The sequence below is a fragment of the Streptomyces roseofulvus genome (genome assembly GCF_039534915.1).
In the GTDB taxonomy this organism is placed as follows: Bacteria; Actinomycetota; Actinomycetes; order Streptomycetales; family Streptomycetaceae; genus Streptomyces; species Streptomyces roseofulvus.
This window is the reverse complement of sequence record NZ_BAAAWE010000001.1, coordinates 6,240,904-6,263,977: the sequence shown is the minus strand read 5'-3', so window position 1 is coordinate 6,263,977 and position 23,074 is coordinate 6,240,904. Positions and strand designations below refer to the sequence as shown.

Sequence of the window (23,074 nt, the reverse complement as noted above, 5' to 3'; positions counted from 1 at the left end):
GCGCGCGAGTGTGCAGGTCAGAGCCGCCCTCTCGCAGTCCCGAAGGACAAGACGCCATGGCCGCCACCCCGGAAAACCCCACTCCCGCCGCCGCCCGCCGCAAGGCCGGACGCCACCGTGGCGAGGGTCAGTGGGCCGTGGGGCACTTCACCCCGCTGAACGGCAATGAGCAGTTCAAGAAGGACGACGACGGTCTCAATGTGCGGACACGTATTGAGACGGTCTACTCGAAGCGCGGCTTCGACTCCATCGACCCCAACGACCTGCGCGGCCGCATGCGCTGGTGGGGCCTCTACACCCAGCGCAAGCAGGGCCTGGACGGCACCAAGACCGGCGTCCTGGAGCCGGAGGAGCTGGACGACGAGTACTTCATGCTCCGCGTCCGCATCGACGGCGGCCGGCTGACCACCCGGCAGCTCCGGGTGATCGGCGAGATCTCCGAGGAGTTCGCCCGCGGCACCGCCGACATCACGGACCGGCAGAACGTCCAGTACCACTGGATCCGCATCGAGGACGTCCCCGAGATCTGGAACCGGCTGGAGGCGGTCGGCCTCTCCACCACCGAGGCGTGCGGCGACACCCCGCGCGTCATCCTCGGCTCGCCGGTGGCCGGCATCGCCGAGGACGAGATCATCGACGGCACCCCCGCGATCGACGAGATCCAGCGCCGGATCGTCGGCAACAAGGACTTCTCCAACCTGCCCCGCAAGTTCAAGTCCGCGGTCTCCGGCTCGCCGCTGCTCGACGTGGCGCACGAGATCAACGACATCTCCTTCGTCGGCGTCGTCCACCCCGAGCACGGCCCGGGCTTCGACGTCTGGGTCGGCGGCGGTCTCTCCACCAACCCCAAGCTCGGCGTCCGCCTGGGCACCTGGGTCTCCCTGGACGAGGTCCCCGACGTCTACGAGGGCGTCATCTCGATCTTCCGCGACTACGGCTACCGCCGGCTGCGCAACCGCGCCCGCCTGAAGTTCCTCGTCGCCGACTGGGGCCCGGGGAAGTTCCGCCAGGTCCTGGAGGACGAGTACCTGAAGCGGAAGCTCACCGACGGGCCCGCCCCGGCGGAGCCGGCCGGCCGCTGGCGCGACCACGTCGGCGTGCACCGGCAGAAGGACGGCAACTTCTACGTCGGCTTCGCCCCGCGCGTCGGCCGCGTGGACGGCCCGACCCTCACCAAGATCGCCGAGATCGCCGAGGCGCACGGCTCCGGCCGGGTCCGCACCACGGCCGAGCAGAAGATGCTCGTCCTCGACGTGGTCGAGGCGCAGGTCGAGTCGCTGGTCGCCGCCCTGGAGGCGCTGGACCTGCGGGTCACCCCGTCGCCCTTCCGGCGCGGCACGATGGCCTGCACCGGCATCGAGTTCTGCAAGCTCGCCATCGTCGAGACGAAGGGCCGCGGCTCTTCGCTCATCGACGAACTGGAGCGCCGCCTCCCCGACTTCGACGAGCCGCTGACCATCAACATCAACGGCTGCCCGAACGCCTGCGCCCGCATCCAGGTAGCCGACATCGGCCTCAAGGGCCAGCTGGTCCTGGACGACGACGGCAACCGTGTCGAGGGCTACCAGGTCCACCTGGGCGGCGCCCTCGGCCTGGAGGCCGGCTTCGGCCGCAAGGTCCGCGGCCTCAAGGTCACCTCGGCCGAACTGCCCGACTACGTCGAGCGCGTCCTCACCCGCTACCGGGCGGAGCGCGAGGACGGCGAGCGCTTCGCCACCTGGGCGGCCCGCGCCTCGGAAGAGGCGCTGTCGTGAGCGAGCGCGCCGCCCCGTTCTACTGCCCGTACTGCGGCGACGAGGACCTGCGCCCGAACGAGCAGGGCCACGGGGCCTGGGAATGCGCCGCGTGCGGCCGAGCCTTCCAGTTGAAGTTCCTGGGGCTCCTCGCCTCGGCGACTTCGGTCGACACCTCTGGAGGGGAAGAGATATGACGGTCACTCAGGTCACCGAGGCGACCACCGACGCCGAGCTGAAGGCGCTCGCCGAGCAGGCCGGCCGCGACCTGGAGGACGCCTCCGCGCTGGAGATCCTCCAGTGGGCCGCCGCCACCTTCGGCCCCAGGTTCTGCGTCACCTCCTCCATGGAGGACGCGGTCGTCGCCCACCTCGCCTCCCGCGCCATGCCCGGCGTGGACGTCGTCTTCCTCGACACCGGCTACCACTTCGAGGAGACCATCGGCACCCGTGACGCCGTCGAGGCCGTCATGGACGTCAACGTCATCACCCTGACCCCGCGTCAGACCGTGGCCGAGCAGGACGCCGAGTACGGCCCGAAGCTGCACGACCGCGACCCCGACCTGTGCTGCGCGCTGCGCAAGGTCAAGCCGCTCCAGGAGGGGCTGACCGCGTACACCGCGTGGGCGACCGGACTGCGCCGCGACGAGTCCCCGACCCGGGCCGGCACCCCGGTCGTCGGCTGGGACGAGAAGCGGCGGAAGGTGAAGATCTCCCCGATCGCCCGCTGGACCCAGGACGACGTCGACGCCTACGTCACCGAGTACGGGGTCCTCACCAACCCGCTCCTCATGGACGGTTACGCCTCCGTCGGCTGCGCCCCCTGCACCCGCCGGGTCGAGGCGGGCGAGGACGCCCGGGCCGGCCGCTGGGCCGGCCGTGCCAAGACCGAATGCGGGCTGCACGGCTGATGACCACCCCCGACACCCCCCTGGAGAATCACGTGACCGGTGCCACCGTCTGGCTCACCGGCCTGCCGAGCGCCGGCAAGACCACGATCGCCTACGAGCTGGCCGGCCGGCTGCGCGAGGAGGGCCGCCGCGTCGAGATCCTCGACGGCGACGAGATCCGCGAGTTCCTCTCCGCGGGCCTCGGCTTCTCCCGCGAGGACCGGTTCACCAACGTGCAGCGGATCGGCTTCGTCGCCGAGCTGCTCGCCTCGCACGGCGTCACCGTCCTCGTCCCGGTCATCGCCCCGTACGCCGACAGCCGCGAGGCGGTCCGCAAGCGGCACGAGGCCGCGGCCACCCCCTTCGTCGAGGTCCACGTCGCCACCCCGGTCGACGTCTGCTCGGTCCGCGACGTCAAGGGCCTCTACGCCAAGCAGGCGGCCGGCGAGATCTCCGGCCTGACCGGCGTCGACGACCCGTACGAGGCCCCCGAGGCGCCCGATCTGCGGATCGAGTCCCAGAACCAGACCGTGCAGGAGTCCGCGGCGCAGCTCCACGCGCTGCTCACCGAGAGGGGCTTGCTGTGAGCGACGTCCGCGCGGCCGCCGGTCCGCAGACGAGTACGACAGCCGCAGCTCTGCGCCGCGTGGGCGGAGATGGGGGTACCCCCTGGACGAAGTCCTCGGCGGAGAACGAAAGGGACGCAGCATGACGACCGTCGCCCACACGCATGACACGATCGACAGCCCGTTCGCGCTGTCGCACCTCGACTCGCTGGAGTCCGAGGCCGTCCACATCTTCCGTGAGGTGGCGGGCGAGTTCGAGCGGCCGGTGATCCTCTTCTCCGGCGGCAAGGACTCCATCGTCATGCTGCACCTGGCGCTGAAGGCGTTCGCCCCCGCGGCGATCCCCTTCACGCTGCTGCACGTCGACACCGGGCACAACTTCCCCGAGGTCATCGAGTACCGCGACCGGGTCGTCGCCGAGCACGGGCTGCGGCTGTACGTCGCCTCCGTGCAGGAGTACATCGACGCCGGCAAGCTCCGCGAGCGCCCCGACGGCACCCGCAACCCGCTCCAGACGGTGCCGCTCACCGAGGCGATCCAGCAGCACCGCTTCGACGCGGTGTTCGGCGGCGGCCGCCGCGACGAGGAGAAGGCCCGCGCCAAGGAGCGGGTGTTCTCCCTCCGCGACGAGTTCTCGCAGTGGGACCCGCGCCGCCAGCGCCCCGAGCTGTGGCAGCTGTACAACGGCCGGCACGCCCCCGGCGAGCACGTCCGCGTCTTCCCGCTGTCGAACTGGACCGAGCTGGACGTCTGGCAGTACATCGCCCGCGAGGGCATCGAGCTGCCGGAGATCTACTTCGCCCACGAGCGCGAGGTGTTCGCCCGCAACGGCATGTGGCTGACCGCCGGCGAGTGGGGCGGCCCGAAGGAGTCGGAGACGGTCGAGAAGCGCCTGATCCGCTACCGCACCGTCGGTGACATGTCCTGCACGGGCGCCGTCGACTCCGACGCCACCACGCTGGACGCCGTCATCGCCGAGATCGCCGCCTCCCGCCTCACCGAGCGGGGCGCGACCCGCGCCGACGACAAGATGTCCGAGGCCGCGATGGAAGACCGCAAGCGCGAAGGGTACTTCTAACCATGAGCACGTCCACCGAGCAGTTCGCCGACGTCTCGGCCACCACCCTGCTGCGCTTCGCCACCGCCGGCTCCGTCGACGACGGCAAGTCCACCCTGGTCGGCCGGCTGCTGCACGACTCCAAGTCGGTCCTCACCGACCAGCTGGAGGCCGTCGAGGCCGCGTCGATCCAGCGCGGCCAGGACGCCCCCGACCTGGCGCTGCTGACCGACGGTCTGCGGGCCGAGCGCGAGCAGGGCATCACCATCGACGTGGCGTACCGCTACTTCGCCACCGCCCGCCGCCGGTTCATCCTCGCCGACACCCCCGGGCACGTGCAGTACACCCGGAACATGGTCACCGGCGCCTCGACGGCCGAGCTGGCCGTGGTCCTGGTCGACGCCCGCAACGGCGTCGTCGAGCAGACCCGCCGGCACGCCGCCGTCGCCGCGCTGCTCCGCGTCCCGCACGTGGTGCTGGCCGTGAACAAGATGGACCTCGTCGACTACGCCGAGCCCGTCTTCGCGGCGATCGCCGAGGAGTTCACGACGTACGCCTCCGAGCTCGGCGTCCCGGAGATCACCGCGATCCCGATCTCGGCGCTCGCCGGCGACAACGTGGTGGAGCCGTCCGCGAACATGGACTGGTACGGCGGCCCGACCGTCCTGGAGCACCTGGAGACCGTCCCGGTCAGCCACGACCTGACGGCCTGCCACGCCCGCTTCCCCGTCCAGTACGTGATCCGCCCGCAGACCGCCGAGCACCCCGACTACCGCGGCTACGCGGGCCAGATCGCGGCCGGCGCGTTCCGGGTCGGCGAGGAGATCACCGTCCTGCCGTCGGGCAGGACGTCGACGATCACCGCGATCGACGCGCTGGGCACCGGTCTTGGATCAAACACGGCCGTGGACATCGCCTGGGCGCCGCAGTCGGTGACGATCCGGCTCGCCGACGACATCGACATCTCGCGCGGCGACCTGCTCGCCCCGAGCGGCGACGCCCCGGCCACCAGCCAGGACGTCGAGGCGACCGTCTGCCACGTCGCCGACCAGCCGCTCACCGTCGGCCAGCGGGTGCTGCTCAAGCACACCACCCGCACGGTCAAGGCGATCGTCAAGGAGATCCCGTCCCGGCTCACCCTGGACGACCTCTCCCAGCACCCGAACCCGGGGCAGCTCGTCGCCAACGACATCGGCCGGGTCCGGGTCCGCACCGCGGAGCCGCTGGCGCTCGACGCGTACGCGGACTCCCGCCGCACCGGCTCGTTCCTGCTGATCGACCCCGCCGACGGCACCACCCTCGCGGCCGGCATGGCGGGCGAGTCCTTCGCCACCGCCAAGGCCGTCGTGGCCGGCGACGACGAGGACGGGTGGGACTTCTGACATGACCCGGGACTTCTTCGGGACCTTCGCGAAGGAAGGCGGCCGGGTCGGCTCCGGCGCCCTCGGCGCGGGCAGCGGAGGTGTCGCGCGATGTGCGTGCTGACCGCCTCCGCGCACGGCCCGCGCCGTGCGACGCCGCTCCACCCGCACCGCCGCAAACGCAGACTTCACTGAATCGAGGGGAAGACCTCCCGTGCCTGCCACCACCCGTACCACCCCGCTCCGCGGCCTCGCCGCCGTCGCCACGCTGCCGCTGCTGATCGGCGCGCTCGCCTCGTGCGGCTACGGCTCGCAGGCCAAGACCGACGTGAAGAAGGTGGCGGCGACGGGCGAGAAGCTGTCCGCCGACTCGGTACGGCTCGGGTACTTCCCCAATCTGACGCACGCCACGGCCCTGGTCGGCGACCAGGAGGGCATCTTCCAGAAGGAACTCGGCGGCACCGAGCTGAAGGTCTCGACCTTCAACGCCGGCCCGTCCGAGATCGAGGCGCTCAACGCCGGCTCGATCGACATCGGCTTCATCGGCCCCTCGCCGGCCATCAACGGCTACACCAAGTCCAAGGGCCAGAACCTGCGCATCGTCGGCGGCTCCGCCTCCGGCGGCGTCAAGCTCGTGGTGAACCCGGCGAAGATCAAGACGCTGGACGACGTCAAGGGCAAGCGGATCGCGACCCCGCAGCACGGCAACACCCAGGACGTGGCCTTCCTCAACTGGATCTCCGAGAAGGGCTGGAAGGTCGACGCGGAGAGCGGCAAGGGCGACGTCTCGGTCCTGCGCACCGACAACAAGGTGACCCCCGACGCCTACAAGTCCGGTGCCATCGACGGCGCCTGGGTGCCGGAGCCGACCGCCTCGAAGCTCGTCAGCGAGGGCGCGAAGGTGCTCCTCGACGAGTCGACGCTCTGGCCCGGCGACAAGTTCGTCATCACCAACATCATCGTGTCCCAGAAGTTCCTGAAGGAGCACCCGGACGTGGTGGAGGCGGTCCTGCGCGGCTCGGTGAAGACCAACGCCTGGATCAACGCCCACCCGGACAAGGCCAAGGAGTCCGCCAACTCCCGGCTCAAGGAGCTGTCCGGCAAGCCGCTCGGCGCCCGGGTGATCGACGGCGCCTGGCCGTCCATCACCTTCACCGACGACCCGCTGGCCGCCACCCTGCAGGCGCAGGCCGACCACGCGGTGAAGGCCGGTCTCCTCGAGGAGCCCGACCTGAAGGGCATCTACGACCTGCGACCGCTCAACAAGGTCCTGAAGGCCGAGGGCCGGCCCGAGGTCCCCGACGCCGGTCTCGGCGTGAAGTAACCAGCCCGCAGCTCATACCCAGGAGGTGACGACCATGGCCACGACCACGACGCCCGCCAAGGCCGAGGACCGCGCGACCCGGACCGGGCACGCCGCGCGCCTCGAGCACGTCTCCAAGTCCTTCGGCGGTCCCGCCGGCGGCCAGCTCGTCCTCGACGACATCTCCCTCGATGTCGCGCCCGGCGAGTTCGTCACCCTGCTGGGCGCCTCGGGCTGCGGCAAGTCCACCCTGCTCAACCTGGTCGCCGGGCTCGACCGGCCGTCCGCGGGGTCCATCGAGACCCCCGGCGGCCGGCCGGCCCTGATGTTCCAGGAGCACGCCCTCTTCCCGTGGCTCACCGCCGGAAAGAACATCGAGCTGGCGCTGAAGCTGCGCGGGGTGCCGAAGGCCGAGCGCCGCCCCGAGGCGGAGCGCCTGCTCGAACTGGTCCGGCTCGGCGGCTCGTACGGCAAGCGGGTGCACGAGCTGTCCGGCGGCATGCGGCAGCGGGTGGCGCTGGCCCGCGCCCTCGCGCAGGCCGGCGACCTGCTCCTGATGGACGAGCCGTTCGCCGCGCTCGACGCCATCACCCGGGACGTGCTGCACGACGAGCTCACCCGGATCTGGCGGGAGACGAACCTCTCCGTCCTCTTCGTCACGCACAACGTGCGCGAGGCCGTGCGGCTGGCCGAGCGCGTCGTCCTGCTCTCCTCCCGGCCCGGCCGGATCGCCCGGGAGTGGACCATCGACATCCCGCAGCCGCGCCGCATCGAGGACGCCGCCGTGGCGGAACTGTCCGTCGAGATCACCGAAGAACTGCGTGGGGAGATCCGCCGACATGGCCAGCACTGAGACCACCGTCCGCAAGGGCGACGACCTCGCGGGCCTGGAGGCCGGACTCGACGCGCTGGACAGCGTGCAGGTCCGCCGCACCCCGCTGCGCGAGGTCCTGCTGAAGAAGGTGCTGCCGCCGGTCCTGGCGATCGTGCTGGTCCTCGGCGTCTGGCAGCTGCTCGTCACCCTGGAGGTCGCCGACGCCGGCAAGCTGCCGTCGCCCGGCGCGGTCTGGGCGAGCCTGGAGACGATGTGGCTGGAGGGCACCCTCCTGGAGGTGCTGTGGACCAGCGTCTCCCGGGCCCTCCTCGGCTTCCTCCTCGCCCTGGCGATCGGCACCCCGCTGGGGCTGCTCGTCGCCCGGGTGCAGGTGATCCGGACGGCGATCGGCCCGATCCTCTCCGGCCTCCAGTCGCTCCCGTCGGTCGCCTGGGTGGCGCCCGCGGTGCTCTGGCTGGGCCTCAACGACTCGATGATGTTCGCGGTGATCCTGCTCGGCGCCGTCCCGTCGATCGCCAACGGCCTGGTGGCGGGCGTGGACCAGGTGCCGCCGCTCTTCCTGCGGGCCGGGCGGACGCTCGGCGCGACGGGTCTGAAGGGCGCCTGGCACATCGTGATGCCGGCCGCGCTGCCGGGCTACCTCGCCGGCCTGAAGCAGGGCTGGGCGTTCTCCTGGCGGTCGCTGATGGCCGCCGAGATCATCGCCTCCTCCCCCGACCTGGGCCTCGGCCTCGGCCAGCTGCTGGAGAACGGCCGCAACAACTTCGACATGCCGGGGATCTTCCTCGCGATCTTCCTGATCCTGCTCGTCGGCATCGCGATCGACCTGCTCCTCTTCAGCCCGCTGGAGCGCGCGGTGCTCCGCCGCCGCGGCCTCCTGGTGAAGTGAGCGACCGCCCATGACCTCCCCCACCCTCCTCGTCGTCGCCCACGGCAGCCGCGATCCGCGGCACGCGGCGACCGTCCAGGCGCTGGTGCGCCGGGCCGGTGCGCTGCGGCCCGGGCTGCGGGTGGAGACCGCGTTCCTGGACTTCAACCTGCCGTCGCCGGCGGGCGTCCTGGACCGGCTCGCCGCCGAGGGGGTACGGGACGTGGTGGCGCTGCCGCTGCTGCTGACCCGGGCCTTCCACGCCAAGGCCGACGTCCCGGCCGTCCTGCGGCGGGCCCCGGCCGGGCTGCGGATCCGGCAGGCGGAGGTCCTCGGCCCGTCCCCGCTGCTCCTCGCGGCGGTGGAACGGCGCCTGTACGAGGCCGGGCTCACGCCCGGCGACCAGAGCACCACCGGGGTCGTCCTGGCCTCGGCGGGCTCCACCGACCCGGAGGCGATCGCGGCGATCGCAGAAACGGCGCGGGAGCTGCGGCGCACCGGTTGGTGCTCCGTGCGACCCGCGTTCGCCTCCGCATCCCTCCCGCGCACCGAGGAGGCCGTACGGGCGCTGCGCGCCGAACCGGGCGTCCGCCGGGTGGCGGTGGCCCCGTACGTGATCGCGCCGGGCCGGCTGCCGGACCGCATCGCGGCCGGTGCCGCCGGGGCCGACGTGCTGGCCGGGGTCCTCGGACCCGCCCCCGAACTGGCCCGGCTCCTCGTGGAGCGGTACGCGGAGGCGGTCGGCGCCCCGGAGCGGGTGGCGGCCGCGGTCGGCTAGGCGGTCATCTCGACCAGCTTGCGGACGGTGTTCCAGTTGCGGGCGGTCGCCACCAGTCCCTTGGTGAGGGACGGCCTCATCACGGCCTCGGCGAGCTTGGAGCGGCCGAGGCCGTCGGGCGTGTAGAGGTACATCACGCGGTCGCCGAGGGCGAACGCCTCGGGCGCGAAGGACTCCGCGTCGACCGCCGCGAAGCGGTCCGGGGCGACCGGCGCGGAGTAGTACACGGCGTGCAGCTGCTTCCCCTCCAGTTCGCCGGCGGGGAAGGGGCAGGCGTCGGCGACGGCCGCGAGGTAGGCGCCGTCGCGGACCAGACAGTCGCAGCGGAAGCCGAGGCGCCGCTCGATCTCCTTCTCGACGGCGGCCGCGAGCGCGTCCCCGGAGGCGTCCGCGTCGGTGGTGAAGGCGGCGTTCCCGCTCTGGAGGTAGGTCCGCACGCCGGTGTGCCCGAGCCCTTCCAGCAGGGCGCGCAGTTCGGCCATCGGGAGCTTGCGGTGGCCGCTCACGTTGATGCCGCGGAGGAGGAGCGCGTACGTCGTCGTCATGCGGTCAGCGTAGAAGGCCACCGCGCCTCGTGGGGGGTGGCGCGGTGGCTGGTCCGAACCCTCCCCGATGAACGGCTGCCGGGGGAAGGCCCGTCACTCATCTGTGACTTATTGAACAAGGTTTCGTAATGACGGGCCGTGCTGCCAGGGATGGGACACTGCTCGCGGACACGTACCACCGGGTAGGGAGAGAGTGATGGACGAGGCGAGGGCCCGGGAGATCCTGGCCGCGGCGGGGCTGCCGGCCGGCGGGGCGCGACTCCTCGCGCTGGGCGAGAACGCGGTCTTCGCCGTGGACGGTCTGGTCGTCAAGGTGGGCCGGTCCGCCGAACTGTTCGAGCGGGCGGAGCGGGAGGTCGCGCTGGCCGGCTGGCTCGCCGAGGCCGGGGTGCCGGCGGTGCGGGCGGCGGAGCGGAAGCCGCGGCTGGTGGAGGGCCATCCGCTGACCTTCTGGCACCCGCTGCCGGAGGCGGTGCGGCCGGCCGAGCCGCGGGACCTGGCCCCTCTCCTCACCGCCGTGCACGCGCTGCCCGAGCCGACGGGCTTCGCCCTGCCCCGGCGCGAGCTGCTGGGCGGCGTGGAGCGCTGGCTGCGGCTGGCCGGGGACGCGATCGACCCGGCGGACGCGGCCTTCCTGCGGGAGCGCCGGGACTCCTTCGCGCCCGAGGCCGCCGCGCTCACCCCGCACCTGACGCCCGGCCCGATCCACGGCGACGCGCTGCCCCGCAACGTCCAGGTGGGCCCGGACGGGCCGGTCCTGATGGACCTGGAGACCTTCTCCTCGGACCTGCGCGAGCACGATTTGGTGGTGCTGGCGCTCTCCCGGGACCGGTACGGCCTGGACCCGGCGGCCTACGACGCCTTCACCGAGGCGTACGGCTGGGACGTGCGGGAGTGGGAGGGGTGCGCGGTGCTGCGCGGGGCGCGGGAGACCGCGAGCTGCGCCTGGGTGGCCCAGCACGCGCCGCACAACCCGAAGGCGCTGGCCGAGTTCGAGCGGCGGGTGGCCTCGCTGCGGGACGGCGATCCCGAGGTCCGCTGGTATCCCTTCTGACCGGCCTGACATCATGATCCCTTCGAACGGACCGAGGGGAACGGGGTGTTGGGATGCGGGTCGAGCTGACCGAGGTGGCTCTGGAGGTCGAGACGGGCGGCGAGGGGCCGGTGGTCCTGCTGCTGCACGGCTTCCCCGACAGTCACGCGCTGTGGCGCCACCAGGTCCCGGCGCTCCACGCGGCCGGCTTCCGCACGGTCGCGCCGACCCTGCGCGGCTTCGGCGGGTCGGACCGTCCGGAGGGCGGCCACGAGGCGTACCACCCGGCGAAGCACGTCGGGGACGTGCTGGAGCTGATGGCCCGGCTGGACGTGGACCGCTTCCATCTGGTGGGCCACGACTGGGGGTCGGGGGTCGCCCAGGGGATCGCGTCGGTGGTGCCGCACCGGGTGGACAGCCTGAGCCTGCTCTCGGTGGGGCATCTCGGGGCGATCCGGGGCGCGGGCTGGGAGCAGCGGCAGCGCTCCTGGTACATGTTGCTGTTTCAGCTGGCCGGGCTCGCGGAGGACTGGCTCTCCCGGGACGACTACGCGCAGCTGCGGGAGATGCTGGCCGAGCACCCGGACGCGGAGTCGGTGATCGCGCCGCTGCGGGCCCCGGGCGCGCTGACGGCGGCGCTGAACATCTACCGGGCGGGCGTGCCCGCGGAGTCCCTGTTCGGTCCGGAGGGGCCGGTGGCGCCGCTGCCGCGGCAGGTGCCGGTGATGGGCCTCTGGTCGACCGGGGACCGGTTCCTCACCGAGCGCTCGATGGAGCGGACGGGCGAGTTCGCCGACGGCCCGTGGCGGTACGAGCGGGTCGAGGAGGCGGGCCACTGGCTCCAGCTGGACCAGCCGGAGAGGGTGAACGAGCTGCTGCTCTCCTTCCTCAAGGAGCATGCCTGAGCATGCCCGGCGGCAGACCGGGAGAACGTCAGGGAGTGACGGCCACCGGTTCGCCGCGCAGCGGCCACACCGGGTCGACGACCGCGTCCGGGTCGCCCTTGCGGCGAAGGAAGTCCTGGAAGTTCTCGGCCCAGGCGCGGTACCAGCCGATCTGCCGCTCGTGCAGCTCGGCCGGGTCGAGGGCGGCCACCTGCGGATGCCGGGCGGCTATCGCGAGGGCGACCCGGACGGCGGCGAGCGCGTCGGCGGACGCCTGGTGGGCGCTGGTGAGCTCGACGCCGTACTCGCCGCAGACCGCCTCCAGGGTCCGCTTGCCTCGCCGGTAGCGGTCGACGGCCCGGTCGATGGTGTACGGGTCGAGGACGGGCCCGATGCCGGTGCCGCCCATCCGCTCGGCGAGCGAGGGCAGCCCGTGCCGCCGCAGCTCGGCGGAGAGCAGGGTGAGGTCGAAGGAGGCGTTGTAGGCGACGACGGGGACGCCCTGGGCCCAGTAGCCGGTCAGGGTCTCGGCGACCTCGTCGGCGACCTCGCGGACCGGGCGGCCCTCGGCGGCGGCCCGCTCGCTGCTGATGCCGTGGATGGCGGACGCCTGTTCGGGGATGCGGACACCGGGATCGGCGAGCCAGTCCCGCTGCCGGACCACCGCTCCGCGGTGGACGCCGACGATCGACGCGGTGACGATGCGGGATTCGAGCGGGTCCGTCCCCGTCGTCTCCAGGTCGAAGCCGACCAGTGGTTCCCCATGCCAGGCCATCGGGTCCTCCTTACGTGATCTCCCCCGTGGTGCTCACACCCTCGCACGCGCCTCTGACAACGCGGCCGGAGGGGCGGGGCCGGGGTCTCAGGAAACGGGCCGGGAGTCGAGCCAGACGGACTCGAACTCCTCCCGGTAGGTCTCGAAGAGTCCGTGGTCCGCGTCACGTCCGGGGCCGTCGGGCCGGACGACGGTCCGGCCGCCGCCGCGCAGCACGAGGACGGGCGCCTCCATGCCGCGGGCCCTGCGGAGGTAGGACTGGACGACGCCGACCCCGTCGGGGCCGTCGCCGTCGACGAGGTAGGCGGTGAAGCGGGGGGTCTCGTCGAAGACGTGGATCTGGAAGGCGTCGGGGTCGCGGAGCTTGGAGCGGACCCGGCGCATGTGCAGGATGTTCATCTCGACGGACCGGCTCAGCTCGCCCTTCCTGATGCCGAGCTCCCGCTCGCGGCGCTTGACGGCGCTGCTGGCGGGGTTGAGGAAGAGGAGCCGTATCCGGCACCCGGACTCGGCGAGGCGGACCATGCGGCGGCCGGAGAAGTTCTGCACGAGCAGATTGAGGCCTATGCCGGTGGCGTCGAGGCGTCGGGCGCCGCCGAAGAGGTCCTCGGCGGGCAGCTGGCGCTGGAGCCGGACGCGGTCGGGGTGGACGGAGACGACGTCGGCGTACCGGTCGCCGACGAGGTCCTCGACGGCGTCGACGGGCAGCCGGTCGGCGGAGGGGGCGCCGGCGCCGCTGCCGAGGATCTCCAGGATGCGGGCGGAGGCCCGTTCGGCCTGGGCGAGGACGGTCGGCGAGAGGGCCCGGTTGCGGGAGACGACGTTCCGGGTCACCTCCAGTTCGTCGAGGGCGAGTTCGACCTCGCGCCGGTCGTCGAAGTAGGGCTCGAAGCAGGGCCAGTGCTGCACCATCAGCTCGCGGAGCTGGGGCAGGGTGAGGAAGGAGAGGACGTTGTCGTCGGCGGGGTCGAGGAGGTAGCCCTTGCGGCGGGAGACCTCGCGGACGGCGACGGCCCGGCGGACCCATTCCTGGCCGGCCGGGCCGGCGGCGGCGACGACCCACTCGTCGCCGTGGACGGGTTCGTAGACCGGCCGGAGGACGGCGGCGACGACGGCCCGCATCCGCTGTTCGACGAGATTGAGCCAGATGTAGGCACGGCCGGCGCGCTGGGCGCGGGTGCGGACCTCGCTCCACGCCTCGGCGCCCCAGTCGAGTTCGGCGCCGATCTCCACCGGGCGGGCCACGGGGACCGCGCCGGTGACGGTGCCCGAGGGGAGGACCACCGTGGGCGGCGCCTCCCCAGGGTCGGCCGGTCCCCCCTCGTGACCCGCGTCACCTGGGGGCAGCTCAAGACCTCCCGAGCTCACCCGCGCACCGCCTTCTGCTCTGGACGCCCGTCCCGATTCTTCCGACAAGATCAAGGAAGGGTACTCCGGGAGCGGGAGGCGGTGCAGCAGGATCGTCCGGCCGCTTGCCCAACTCGGCGTCGGCGGCCGCCCGTTCCCGGAGGCGAGATCGGGCGGAGTGAGGGGATTCATAGCGGTTCCGCCCCCGGGCGCGAGCCGGAACCCGTGCCGCCGGCCGGGACGGGGCCGGCGGCCCCGTCCGGGGCGACGCGGCGGAACCCGATGTTGACCCGCGCGGCCGCTCCGGCCGCCGCCACCCCGGCGGCGGAGCGTTATTTCGTACACATTTCCCCCTCTATCCCCCGCTTGGTCTGCGGTCACCCGGTAGGACCGGGCGAAATCCCGGGAGGTGGCGTCTCTTTCCGGCAGGATCGGGCCGAAGAGCATGCATGAACCCGGACAGAAGAGGAATATTCGTATCCATGCAGGTCTGGCCGGGACAGGCGTACCCCCTGGGCGCCACCTATGACGGAGCGGGCACCAACTTCGCGGTCTTCTCGGAGGCGGCGCACCGCGTCGAGCTGTGTCTCATCGACGACGACGGCACGGAGACGTCCGTCGAACTGCGCGAGACGGACGCCTTCGTCCGCCACGCGTACCTGCCGGGCGTGATGCCCGGCCAGCGGTACGGCTTCCGGGTGCACGGGCCGTACGCGCCGGAGCGCGGGCTGCGCTGCAACCCGGCGAAGCTCCTCCTCGACCCGTACGCGCGGGCGATGTCCGGCTCGGTCGACTGGGGCGAGGCGGTGTACGGGTACCCCTTCGGGCGGCCCGACGCGCGCAACGACCTGGACTCGGCCGGGCGGACGATGACCTCGGTGGTGGTGAACCCCTACTTCGACTGGGGCGACGACCGGCGGCCGCGCACCGAGTACCACCACACGGTGATCTACGAGGCCCATGTGAAGGGCCTGACCAAGCTCCACCCGGACCTCCCGGAGGAGCTGCGCGGCACCTACGCGGGGCTCGCGCACCCGTCGGTGATCGGGCACCTGAAGGAACTCGGCGTGACCGCGCTGGAACTGATGCCGGTGCACCAGTTCGTGCACGACCACCGGCTGGTGGACGCGGGGCTGTCGAACTACTGGGGCTACAACACGATCGGCTTCTTCGCGCCGCACAACGCCTACGCCTCCTGGGGCGACCGCGGGCAGCAGGTCCTGGAGTTCAAGTCGGCAGTGCGGGCGCTTCACCAGGCGGGCATCGAGGTCATCCTCGACGTCGTCTACAACCACACGGCCGAGGGCAACCACCTGGGCCCGACGCTCTCCTTCCGGGGCCTCGACAACCCTTCGTACTACCGGCTCGCCGACGACCCCCGGTACTACATGGACACCACCGGCACCGGGAACTCGCTGCTCATGCGGTCCCCGCACGTGCTCCAGCTGATCATGGACAGCCTGCGGTACTGGGTGACCGAGATGCACGTGGACGGCTTCCGCTTCGACCTGGCGGCCACCCTGGCCCGCCAGTTCCACGAGGTGGACCGGCTGTCGTCCTTCTTCGACCTGGTGCAGCAGGACCCGGTGGTGAGCCAGGTGAAGCTGATCGCCGAGCCGTGGGACGTCGGCGAGGGCGGCTACCAGGTGGGCAACTTCCCGCCGCTGTGGACCGAGTGGAACGGCAAGTACCGGGACTGCGTGCGGGACCTGTGGCGGGGCGAGCCGCGCACGCTGGCCGAGTTCGCCTCACGGCTCACCGGCTCCTCCGACCTGTACCAGGACGACGGGCGGCGCCCGCTGGCCTCGGTCAACTTCGTGACCTGCCACGACGGCTTCACCCTGCGGGACCTGGTCTCGTACAACGAGAAGCGCAACGAGGCCAACGGGGAGGGCAACCGGGACGGCGAGAGCCACAACCGGTCCTGGAACTGCGGGCAGGAGGGCGAGACCGACGACGTCGGGATCATCGAGCTGCGGGCCCGGCAGATGCGCAACTTCCTGGCGACGCTGATGCTGTCGCAGGGCGTGCCGATGCTCAGCCACGGCGACGAGTTCGGGCGCACCCAGGGCGGCAACAACAACGCCTACTGCCAGGACAGCGAGATCTCCTGGGTGCGGTGGCCGAAGGAGAACAGCGAGGCGGAGGCGACGCTGCTGCGGTTCACCCGGGCGATGGTGCGGCTCCGCCGCGAGCACCCGGTCTTCCGGCGGCGGCGCTTCTTCCACGGCCGTCCGGTGGAGGGCACCCACGACGAGCTGACCGACATCGCCTGGTTCACGCCGGAGGGCGAGGAGATGACGGCCCGCGACTGGCAGGCGGCGCACGCCCGGGCACTGACCGTCTTCCTCAACGGCAACGCGATCTCGGAGCCGGGGCCGCAGGGCGAGCGGATCGCCGACGACTCCTTCCTGCTGATGTTCAACGCCTCGTCGCAGGAGCTGGAGTTCGCGGTGCCGGACAGCCACGGGCGGTGCTGGCGGACCGTGGTGGACACCTCCGATCCGGAGGGGATGCCGCCGCTGGCGGGGCCGGAGATCGCGGCGGGCGAGCGGGTCACCCTCGCGCCGCTGAGTCTGACGGTGCTGAGCCGCCCGGCCTGAGCGCGCCGCTCGGCGCCCCCGTCCGGACGGTCCAGGAGAGCGCCGCGCAGGCGACGGCCGCCCCCACCGCCACCGCGAAGGCGGCGGGGGCGCCGTGCTGTTCGGCGAGCCGGCCGGAGAGCGCCAGGGCGAGCGCCTGCCCGCCGACGATCCCGCTGGTCAGGAAGGCCATGGACTCGGCGAGCCGGCCGGCCGGGACGGACCGCTCGGTCAGCGCGAAGACCGTGATGAGGTGCGGGGCGTAGGCGGCGCCGAGCACGGTCACCACGGCGTACAGGCCCGGCAGGGAGTCGACGGCGAGCAGCGGGAGGGAGAGCAGGACGAGCCCGGCGGTCGCGGTCCGCCAGCGGAGGGTGAGGCCGATCCGGGCGGGCAGCGCGGCGAGCGAGAGGCCGACGGCGGCGCTCATCACCCCCATCGCCGCGTAGACGAGCCCGGCCTGGGCGGGCGCGTCGAGCGCGGCGGTGAGCGCGGTGATCCCGGCCTGGGAGGCGCCGAACATGGCGCCCTGGAGGACCATCGTCACCCGGAGGGCGTACGTGGAGCCGGGCAGCCGCGTCCGTTCGGCGGCGCCCGTGCGGGTGGTGCTCGCGGCCGGTTCCGGGGCGGTGGCGCGGGCCGAGGGGTGGAGGGCGAAGCCGGTGCCGCAGAGGGCGAGCAGCAGGGCCGCGCCGAGCAGGGCGGTGCCCGGGTGGGCGAGGGCGGCGGCGAGGCCGACGAGCGCCGGGCCGAGGACGAACGACACCTCGTCGAGCGTGCCCTCGAAGGAGAGGACCGCGCCCACGGTCCGGTCGTCCGCGCCGGCCCGGCGGGCGAGGGCCACCGAGCGGGTCCGGGCCAGCGGCCCGATCTGGGGAACGGTCGCCCCGGCGAGCAGCGCCAGCGGCACGAGGAGGCCGGTGGGGGCCCGGGCGACGGCGGCGAGGACCAGGGCGGCGACCGCGACCGCGTTGGCGAGGGACGCGGCCAGGACGGGGCCGCGCTGGCCGCGCCGGTCCGCGAGCCGGCCGAGCAGCGGCCCCGCGACGGTCTGCCCGGCGGCCAGCGCGCCGCCGGCGAGGCCCGCCGTGGCGAGCGAGCCGCTGGTCTCCGCGACCAGCAGCACGCTGCCGAGCTGGCACATGGCGGTCGGCAGCCGGCCCAGGAAGGAGAGGACCGGGAGGCCGGGCCCGAGCAGGGAGAGGGTGTCGCGGTACATCCGGTGGGGGCACCTCCTGGCCGTCGGGGGGGGCATCGGCCGAAACTAGCGCGATGCACCCGAACGGGTGCATCGGGTGATGACACGGAAGCTTCCGTACGGGGTACGTACGTTCGCATGACGTCCCACCGCCACGCGCCCGCCGTCGTGCCCACCGCCACCTACCGGCTCCAGCTCCAGCCCGCGTTCCCGTTCGCCGCCGCCGAGCGGGCCGTGCCGCACCTGGCCGGTCTCGGCGTCTCGCATCTGCACCTCTCCCCCGTCCTGGAGGCGGTGCCCGGCTCCGCCCACGGCTACGACGTCACCGACCACCGCGCGGTCCGGGCGGAGCTGGGCGGCGAGGCGGGGCTGCGCTCGCTCGCCGCCACCGCCCGCGCCCACGGCCTGGGCCTGGTGGTGGACCTGGTGCCCAACCACATGGCCGCTTCCCCGCGCCACAACCACGCCCTGCGGGAGGTCCTGCGGGACGGCCCGGAGTCGCCGTACGCCCGCTGGTTCGACCTCGACCGGTCGGCCGGCGACGGCGACCGGCTGCTGCTCCCGGTGCTGCCCGCGCGCCTGTCGGAGGTACGGGACCGGCTGCGGGTCGAGGACGGCGTGCTCCGCCTGGACGGGCAGGAGTTCCCGCTCCGCGCGGGCACCGAGGAGCTCCCGCTGGACGAGCTGCTCGCCGCCCAGTGGTACCGGCTCGGCTGGTGGCGGCTGGCCCGCACCGAGCTGGGCTACCGGCGCTTCTTCACCGTCTCGGACCTGATCGGGGTGCGGGTGGAGGACCCGGAGGTGTTCACGGCGACCCACGCGAAGATCCTGGAGCTGGTCGCCGACGGGGTGATCGAGGGGCTGCGGATCGACCATCCGGACGGACTCGCCGATCCGCAGGGCTATCTGGAGCGGCTGGCGGAGGCGACCGGCGGCCGGTGCTGGACGGTGGTCGAGAAGATCCTCACCGGACCCGAGACGCTGCCGGACGCCTGGCCGGTCGCCGGGACCACCGGCTACGACGCGCTGCGGCTGGTCGACGGCGTCCTCACCGACCCGGAGGGGGCCGCCGAACTCACCGCACTCTACCGGGAGTTCGCCGGCCGCTCGGCGGACCGGGGCGGCGAGTGGGAGGCGACCGCCCGACGCGCCGCGTACGAGGTGGTGCGGCACGACCTGGCGGCCGAGACGGCCGTCCTGACCCGGGCGGCGGCCCGGCTGTGCGCCGCCGATCCGGCGCTCCAGGACCACGCGCCCTGGGCCCTGCGCACTGCGATCGAGGAACTCCTCGTCCGCGTGCCGGTCTACCGGCCCTACCGGACCGGCGCCGAGCGGGTCCTCACCCCCGAGGCGGCCAGGGGCGCGCGGGCCGCGTTCGCGGTGCCGGAGGAGGCCGCCGCCGTGGACGCCGTCCGGGGACTGCTCCTCGGGACGCACGGCGACTCCCCCGGACACCGCGCGTTCCGGGCCCGGTTCGCCCAGACGTCCTCGGCGCTGCGCGCCAAGTCCACCGAGGACACCGCCTTCTACCGGTACGCCCCGCTGCTCTCGGCCAACGAGGTCGGCGGCGATCCGGGCCGGCCCGCCGTCGGCGTCGCGGAGTTCCACGCCGCCTGCGCCCGGCTGGCCCGCGACTGGCCGGCCGGCGGCACGGTGCTCACCACCCACGACACCAAGCGCAGCGCGGACGTGCGGGCGGCGATCGCGGTGCTCGCCCAGTGTCCGGACGTGTGGGCCGGGCTGCTGGCCGAGGTCGCCGGGGTCCCGGCGCCGGACCCGCACCTCGCCTGGACGGCCTGGCAGACCGCCTTCGGCTTCGGCACGCCGGATCCGGAGCGGATCGGTCCCGCGGTGCTCAAGGCGGTGCGGGAGGAGGGGCTGCGGACCTCCTGGACCGAGCAGGACCCGGCGTACGAGCGGGCGGTGGCCGACTTCGTCGCCGCCGGGCCCGGTCGCGTCCCGCTGCGGACGGCGTCCGAGGCGGCGTTCGCGCTGGAGCCGCACATCCGGGCGCACGCGGACGGCGCGGCGCTGGTCCAGCTGACCATGCCGGGCGTGCCGGAGCTGTACCAGGGCACCGAGCGCGAGTACCGGGCGCTGGTCGACCCGGACAACCGGGCCCCGTTCGCGCCGGGTCCGGACGACGGGCGGACGGCGCTGGTCCGGGCCGCGCTCCGGCTGCGCCGGGAGCGTCCGGCGGCCTTCGGCCCCGGCGGGACCTATCTGCCGCTGACGGCCGAGGGCCCGGCCGCCGCCCACTGTCTGGCCTTCGCGCGCTCGGGCGAGGTGGTCACCGCGGTGACCCGGCTCTCGCTGCGGCTGGCGGAGGCGGGCGGCTGGCGGGACACGGAGCTGGTGCTGCCGGCGGGCCGGTGGGCCGATGTCCTCGACGGGGTGCGGGAGTTCACCGGCGGACCGGAGAGCGAGCTGAAGCTGGCGGAGCTGTTCGCGGACCGCCCGGTCGCGCTCCTCGCGCGGATCCCGTCCTGACCGCACACTGACGGGTACGCGCACGAGGAAGAGGGGGAAGCCGATGGCGAGGGGAATCCTGTTCGCGGTCCTGGGGATCTCGTCGTGGTGCTGACGGTGGTGCTGCTGCGCCGCGGCAGGTCCACGACGGAGCACGCGGAGGGCCTCCGCGTCGAGGAGCAGGCCCGCCTCCAGGCGAGCCGGGACCGGGTCTCGTACAACTCGTGGGCGGCGCACGACGCGCCGCCGACCCAGACCGACGCCTACCGGCGGCGCGGCTGACGACGGCGGGTGGGCGGGGACCCCGTCGGTCCCCGCCCACCCGTTCTTCCGCCGCCGGCGCGTCAGAGGCGGCTGGCGCGCGTGACCTCGCACTTGGTGTACTCGGAGCCGTCGCCGGTGCCCGGGTACGGGGTGCTGAGCTCGGCGGTCGCGGAGGCGCCCGCCGCGACGGCGATGCCGCCCTTGAACGCGGTCGCGGAGGTCGCGCCGGTGCCGGTGAACTTCATCGTGACGGAGTAGTCGTAGTCGAGCGCGCCGTCGTTCTTCACCGTGATCCGGGCGGTGAGGTTCTTCGTCGCCGGGTCGTAGGCGCACTTGTCGATGGTGACGTCGCGGGCCGCCTTGTCCGCGCTGCTGCCGCCGCCGGGGACGGAGCCGCCGGAGCTGCTGCCGGACCCGTCGTTGTCGTGGCTGCCGCCGCTGGAGCTGGAGCTCGAACCGCTGCTGCCGCCGCAGCTGGCGCCGTTCGAACCGCGGGCACCGGTGAGGGCGAAGACGGCGATGCCGAAGACGGCGATCGCGCGGGCATGACGAAGCTTCACTTGATCGTTCCCCGTTGGAAGTCGTACGTGCGAAAGAAGGCTCGCTTGACGAGCGCACGTCACCCTAGCAGCGGGGCGGCACCGCACAGAATCAGCCGTTCGGCAGGACCGCCAGGGTGCGCGGGGCGCGGGTGATGAGCCCGGCCGGCGCGGGACGGAAGCCGTCGGCCAGCCGCAGCCGGGGCATCGCCTGGAAGAGCACGCGGACCGCGTACTCCGCTTCCAGGCCGGCCAGGATCACCGCCGGGCAGAATCCGGGGCCGTAGGTGAGCTGGTGCGGGTCGTCGCGGAGCGGGTCGAAGCGGTCCGGGTCGCGGAACCGCTCGGGGTCCCGTCCGGCCGCGCCGATGAGCAGCGCGACCGAGGAGCCTCCGGGCAGCACCCCGCCGCTGACCGGCACGTCCTCGCGGGTGCGCCGGACGGCGATCTGCACCGGAGGGTCGCGGCGCAGCGACTCGGCCCACGCCCGGGCCACCAGGCCCGGCGGGGCGTCGCGCAGGGCGGCGACCTGGTCGGGGTCGACGAGGACGTTGGCGAGGAAGGAGGCCAGCGCCTTCTCCCGTACCGCGATCTGCCCGCCGCACTCCCCGGCGAGCGCCGTCGCGGCCCGGCCCCGTACCAGCCGCATCATGTCCCGGTAGGGGACGCCGACGGCGGCGGCGACCGTGCCGGCCGGCAGCCAGTGGCAGAAGTCGGCCACCAGGTCGGCCCGTTCGCGGCCGGCGATCCGGCGGGCCAGCACGAACGCGGTGCGTTCCGCCACCGACCGCAGCTCGCCGAGGTCCACGTCGGTGTGGGCCCGGGCGCAGGCCGGGTCGCCGGGCCGGTGCCCGTGGGTGAAGCGGGGGTCGGTGAGGGCGGTGGCCACGTCGGCGTACCGGCTGAGGACCCAGGCGCGCAGCAGCGGGTCGTACGTGAGCGGGAACTCCTCGCGCAGCCTGCGGTGCACGGGGTGCGGGTCGAGGGCGGCGCCGGGGTCCAGCGGGCTGGGGGCGACGGTCAGCCCGCCGGGCGGCGCGGTCGGGTCGGCCACCGGCCGCACCCGTGCGGGCCCGGCGGCCCGCCGGGCGGGCGCCATGACGGGCACCCGCTCCCAGGGCCCCTCGCCCGTCCGGCCCTCGGTGTCGCGGCTCGGCTCGTCGCGCATCGCGCGCCCCCTGTCGTTCGGCCCCGGCCGGCTCGTACGGGACCGGCTCGGTCAGCCCGATCGGTGCGTACGGCTCGTCCGGCGGTGACGGACCGCGGCCGGAGTCGTGGCGCGCGTCCCCCCAGCCCACCATCCGCGCCCCCGCGCCGCCCGTCACGTTCCGCCGGACGGGTGAGGGGGCACCGCGCTGACCTGGCCTGTCGACAGAGAGCACAGCAACCGGCGGAGAGCTCGCCGGCCGGCGCGAAGCTCGTCGGTCGGCGGAGGGCACGTCAGTCGACGGAGAGCCGGAAGCTCATCTCGCCGAAGCCGACGACGTCGCCGGCCCGCACCACGACGGCGCCGACGACCCGGCGGCCGTTGACGGTGGTGCCGTTGGTGGAGCCGAGGTCGCGCAGCACCCAGAGGCCGCCCTGGAGGGAGAGCTCGGCGTGCAGCCGGGACGCCGTCTCGTGACTGAGCCGCAGCCCGTTCACCGGGTCGCGGCCGATCCGCAGCGGGTACGGCCCCGGCTGCGGCAGCAGCAGCTTGGGCAGCCGCTCGGCGTGCCAGGCTCGGCGGAGGCGGGCGGTGAAGCCCGAGACGGCCTCGACGGCGCCGATCACCCGCCGGCTCCAGCCGCTCTCGCCGCGCAGGTCGGCGGTGAGCACGGCCAGTTCGTCGGGGCGGCGGGCCTGGAGGGCTCGCTCCATCCGGAAGAGGAAGGTGTCGTGCGAGAGACGGCCCTGTGCGGCGCCCTCCCGGAGCAGCACCAGCGCGCGGTCCCGCTCGGCGTCGGTCAGCCGCGGGGAGTGCGCCGGAGGCTCGTAAGGGGTCGTCACACCGTGATTGTCCGCGTGCCCGGGCCGGGCTGTCCAGAAGCGGCCCGTCCCGGGGCCGT

22 protein-coding genes are annotated in these 23,074 nt (G+C 73.5%); 15 read left to right on the top strand and 7 right to left on the bottom strand.

The window, feature by feature from the left end:
• The first annotated feature begins 56 nt into the window (after nt 1-56).
• The 10 genes from ABFY03_RS28815 to ABFY03_RS28770 all read left to right on the top strand — a co-directional run bounded on the left by ABFY03_RS28815 (nt 57) and on the right by ABFY03_RS28770 (nt 9,390).
• On the top strand, nt 57-1,754 hold the full coding sequence (locus ABFY03_RS28815; protein WP_346171167.1) for a nitrite/sulfite reductase: 1,698 nt from the start codon (nt 57-59) through the stop codon (nt 1,752-1,754).
• Complete coding sequence (locus tag ABFY03_RS28810; protein WP_346171166.1) at nt 1,751-1,930, top strand: hypothetical protein; 180 nt, start codon at nt 1,751-1,753, stop codon at nt 1,928-1,930. Before ABFY03_RS28815 ends, ABFY03_RS28810 begins: the two co-directional genes overlap by 4 nt.
• Entirely contained in the window at nt 1,927-2,643 is a 717-nt protein-coding gene (locus ABFY03_RS28805) for a phosphoadenylyl-sulfate reductase (RefSeq protein WP_319010749.1), read from the top strand. Before ABFY03_RS28810 ends, ABFY03_RS28805 begins: the two co-directional genes overlap by 4 nt.
• Nucleotides 2,643-3,209: an adenylyl-sulfate kinase gene (gene cysC, locus ABFY03_RS28800; RefSeq protein ID WP_346171165.1), complete on the top strand. Its 567-nt coding sequence runs from the start codon at nt 2,643-2,645 to the stop codon at nt 3,207-3,209. Before ABFY03_RS28805 ends, cysC begins: the two co-directional genes overlap by 1 nt.
• Before the next feature lie 121 nt (nt 3,210-3,330).
• Nucleotides 3,331-4,266 carry a sulfate adenylyltransferase subunit CysD gene (cysD, locus tag ABFY03_RS28795; protein ID WP_319010751.1) on the top strand — a complete coding sequence of 312 codons (936 nt, stop codon included), beginning with the start codon at nt 3,331-3,333 and terminating at the stop codon, nt 4,264-4,266.
• Between the two features lie 2 nt (nt 4,267-4,268).
• Nucleotides 4,269-5,627 (top strand): sulfate adenylyltransferase subunit 1, encoded by a 1,359-nt coding sequence (locus ABFY03_RS28790; RefSeq protein ID WP_319010752.1) that lies wholly within the window; start codon nt 4,269-4,271, stop codon nt 5,625-5,627.
• Between the two features lie 193 nt (nt 5,628-5,820).
• A complete protein-coding gene (locus tag ABFY03_RS28785) occupies nt 5,821-6,930 on the top strand; it encodes an aliphatic sulfonate ABC transporter substrate-binding protein (protein ID WP_319010753.1) in 1,110 nt (369 codons plus the stop codon).
• A 34-nt stretch (nt 6,931-6,964) separates the two neighbouring features.
• Nucleotides 6,965-7,762, top strand: coding sequence for an ABC transporter ATP-binding protein (locus ABFY03_RS28780; RefSeq protein WP_319010754.1), 798 nt, complete (start codon nt 6,965-6,967; stop codon nt 7,760-7,762).
• Entirely contained in the window at nt 7,749-8,633 is an 885-nt protein-coding gene (locus ABFY03_RS28775) for an ABC transporter permease (RefSeq protein ID WP_319010755.1), read from the top strand. The genes ABFY03_RS28780 and ABFY03_RS28775 overlap by 14 nt, the downstream gene beginning before the upstream one ends.
• A gap of 10 nt (nt 8,634-8,643) precedes the next feature.
• The gene (locus tag ABFY03_RS28770) at nt 8,644-9,390 is read left to right on the top strand and encodes a sirohydrochlorin chelatase (RefSeq protein ID WP_319010756.1); all 747 of its coding nucleotides are present in this window, start codon (nt 8,644-8,646) and stop codon (nt 9,388-9,390) included.
• Here the strand turns inward: ABFY03_RS28770 and ABFY03_RS28765 are convergent.
• Nucleotides 9,387-9,935, bottom strand: a complete 549-nt coding sequence (locus tag ABFY03_RS28765) for a DUF1697 domain-containing protein (RefSeq protein WP_319010757.1) — start codon at nt 9,933-9,935, stop codon at nt 9,387-9,389. The genes ABFY03_RS28770 and ABFY03_RS28765 overlap by 4 nt on opposite strands.
• 196 nt (nt 9,936-10,131) lie before the next feature.
• Here ABFY03_RS28765 and ABFY03_RS28760 point away from each other — a divergent pair, with 196 nt between their 5' ends.
• Both ABFY03_RS28760 and ABFY03_RS28755 read left to right on the top strand, forming a co-directional pair.
• Nucleotides 10,132-10,989 carry an aminoglycoside phosphotransferase family protein gene (locus ABFY03_RS28760; protein ID WP_319010758.1) on the top strand — a complete coding sequence of 286 codons (858 nt, stop codon included), beginning with the start codon at nt 10,132-10,134 and terminating at the stop codon, nt 10,987-10,989.
• 53 nt (nt 10,990-11,042) lie between these two features.
• Entirely contained in the window at nt 11,043-11,873 is an 831-nt protein-coding gene (locus ABFY03_RS28755) for an alpha/beta fold hydrolase (protein WP_319010759.1), read from the top strand.
• A 28-nt stretch (nt 11,874-11,901) separates the two neighbouring features.
• Here the strand turns inward: ABFY03_RS28755 and ABFY03_RS28750 are convergent, their stop codons facing one another.
• Together ABFY03_RS28750 and ABFY03_RS28745 are read right to left on the bottom strand one after the other, a co-directional pair.
• Nucleotides 11,902-12,627, bottom strand: a complete 726-nt coding sequence (locus ABFY03_RS28750; RefSeq protein ID WP_319010760.1) for a 3'-5' exonuclease — start codon at nt 12,625-12,627, stop codon at nt 11,902-11,904.
• Between the two features lie 87 nt (nt 12,628-12,714).
• A complete protein-coding gene (locus ABFY03_RS28745; RefSeq protein ID WP_319010761.1) occupies nt 12,715-13,995 on the bottom strand; it encodes an SAV2148 family HEPN domain-containing protein in 1,281 nt (426 codons plus the stop codon).
• Nucleotides 13,996-14,456: 461 nt separating this feature from the next.
• Between ABFY03_RS28745 and glgX the strand changes: the two genes are divergently transcribed.
• A complete protein-coding gene (gene glgX, locus ABFY03_RS28740; RefSeq protein ID WP_319010762.1) occupies nt 14,457-16,577 on the top strand; it encodes a glycogen debranching protein GlgX in 2,121 nt (706 codons plus the stop codon).
• Here the strand turns inward: glgX and ABFY03_RS28735 are convergent.
• The gene (locus tag ABFY03_RS28735) at nt 16,531-17,775 is read right to left on the bottom strand and encodes an MFS transporter (protein ID WP_346171164.1); all 1,245 of its coding nucleotides are present in this window, start codon (nt 17,773-17,775) and stop codon (nt 16,531-16,533) included. The two genes, glgX and ABFY03_RS28735, sit on opposite strands and share 47 nt — an antisense overlap.
• 117 nt (nt 17,776-17,892) lie before the next feature.
• Here ABFY03_RS28735 and treY point away from each other — a divergent pair, with 117 nt between their 5' ends.
• Both treY and ABFY03_RS28725 read left to right on the top strand, forming a co-directional pair.
• Nucleotides 17,893-20,244, top strand: a complete 2,352-nt coding sequence (gene treY / locus ABFY03_RS28730; protein WP_346171163.1) for a malto-oligosyltrehalose synthase — start codon at nt 17,893-17,895, stop codon at nt 20,242-20,244.
• An 84-nt stretch (nt 20,245-20,328) separates the two neighbouring features.
• Nucleotides 20,329-20,505 (top strand): hypothetical protein, encoded by a 177-nt coding sequence (locus ABFY03_RS28725; protein ID WP_346171162.1) that lies wholly within the window; start codon nt 20,329-20,331, stop codon nt 20,503-20,505.
• Nucleotides 20,506-20,567: 62 nt separating this feature from the next.
• Here the strand turns inward: ABFY03_RS28725 and ABFY03_RS28720 are convergent, their stop codons facing one another.
• From ABFY03_RS28720 to ABFY03_RS28710, 3 genes are all read right to left on the bottom strand, one after another.
• A complete protein-coding gene (locus ABFY03_RS28720; RefSeq protein ID WP_346171161.1) occupies nt 20,568-21,047 on the bottom strand; it encodes a hypothetical protein in 480 nt (159 codons plus the stop codon).
• Between the two features lie 91 nt (nt 21,048-21,138).
• A complete protein-coding gene (locus ABFY03_RS28715; RefSeq protein ID WP_386723619.1) occupies nt 21,139-22,194 on the bottom strand; it encodes a cytochrome P450 in 1,056 nt (351 codons plus the stop codon).
• Nucleotides 22,195-22,466: 272 nt separating this feature from the next.
• Entirely contained in the window at nt 22,467-23,015 is a 549-nt protein-coding gene (locus ABFY03_RS28710; protein WP_319010767.1) for an FHA domain-containing protein, read from the bottom strand.
• Nucleotides 23,016-23,074: the final 59 nt, after the last annotated feature.

Bases quoted from the DNA above. Each gene is read 5' to 3' on its own strand.
- ABFY03_RS28735 (WP_346171164.1), bottom strand. From the start codon at position 17,775: ATGTACCGCGACACCCTCTCCCTGCTCGGGCCCGGCCTCCCGGTCCTC.
- ABFY03_RS28775 (WP_319010755.1), top strand. From the start codon at position 7,749: ATGGCCAGCACTGAGACCACCGTCCGCAAGGGCGACGACCTCGCGGGC.
- ABFY03_RS28715 (WP_386723619.1), bottom strand. From the start codon at position 22,194: ATGCGCGACGAGCCGAGCCGCGACACCGAGGGCCGGACGGGCGAGGGG.
- cysC (WP_346171165.1), top strand. From the start codon at position 2,643: ATGACCACCCCCGACACCCCCCTGGAGAATCACGTGACCGGTGCCACC.
- treY (WP_346171163.1), top strand. From the start codon at position 17,893: ATGACGTCCCACCGCCACGCGCCCGCCGTCGTGCCCACCGCCACCTAC.
- cysD (WP_319010751.1), top strand. From the start codon at position 3,331: ATGACGACCGTCGCCCACACGCATGACACGATCGACAGCCCGTTCGCG.
- ABFY03_RS28760 (WP_319010758.1), top strand. From the start codon at position 10,132: ATGGACGAGGCGAGGGCCCGGGAGATCCTGGCCGCGGCGGGGCTGCCG.
- ABFY03_RS28750 (WP_319010760.1), bottom strand. From the start codon at position 12,627: ATGGCCTGGCATGGGGAACCACTGGTCGGCTTCGACCTGGAGACGACG.
- glgX (WP_319010762.1), top strand. From the start codon at position 14,457: ATGCAGGTCTGGCCGGGACAGGCGTACCCCCTGGGCGCCACCTATGAC.
- ABFY03_RS28805 (WP_319010749.1), top strand. From the start codon at position 1,927: ATGACGGTCACTCAGGTCACCGAGGCGACCACCGACGCCGAGCTGAAG.
- ABFY03_RS28790 (WP_319010752.1), top strand. From the start codon at position 4,269: ATGAGCACGTCCACCGAGCAGTTCGCCGACGTCTCGGCCACCACCCTG.
- ABFY03_RS28755 (WP_319010759.1), top strand. From the start codon at position 11,043: ATGCGGGTCGAGCTGACCGAGGTGGCTCTGGAGGTCGAGACGGGCGGC.
- ABFY03_RS28780 (WP_319010754.1), top strand. From the start codon at position 6,965: ATGGCCACGACCACGACGCCCGCCAAGGCCGAGGACCGCGCGACCCGG.
- ABFY03_RS28770 (WP_319010756.1), top strand. From the start codon at position 8,644: ATGACCTCCCCCACCCTCCTCGTCGTCGCCCACGGCAGCCGCGATCCG.
- ABFY03_RS28765 (WP_319010757.1), bottom strand. From the start codon at position 9,935: ATGACGACGACGTACGCGCTCCTCCTCCGCGGCATCAACGTGAGCGGC.
- ABFY03_RS28815 (WP_346171167.1), top strand. From the start codon at position 57: ATGGCCGCCACCCCGGAAAACCCCACTCCCGCCGCCGCCCGCCGCAAG.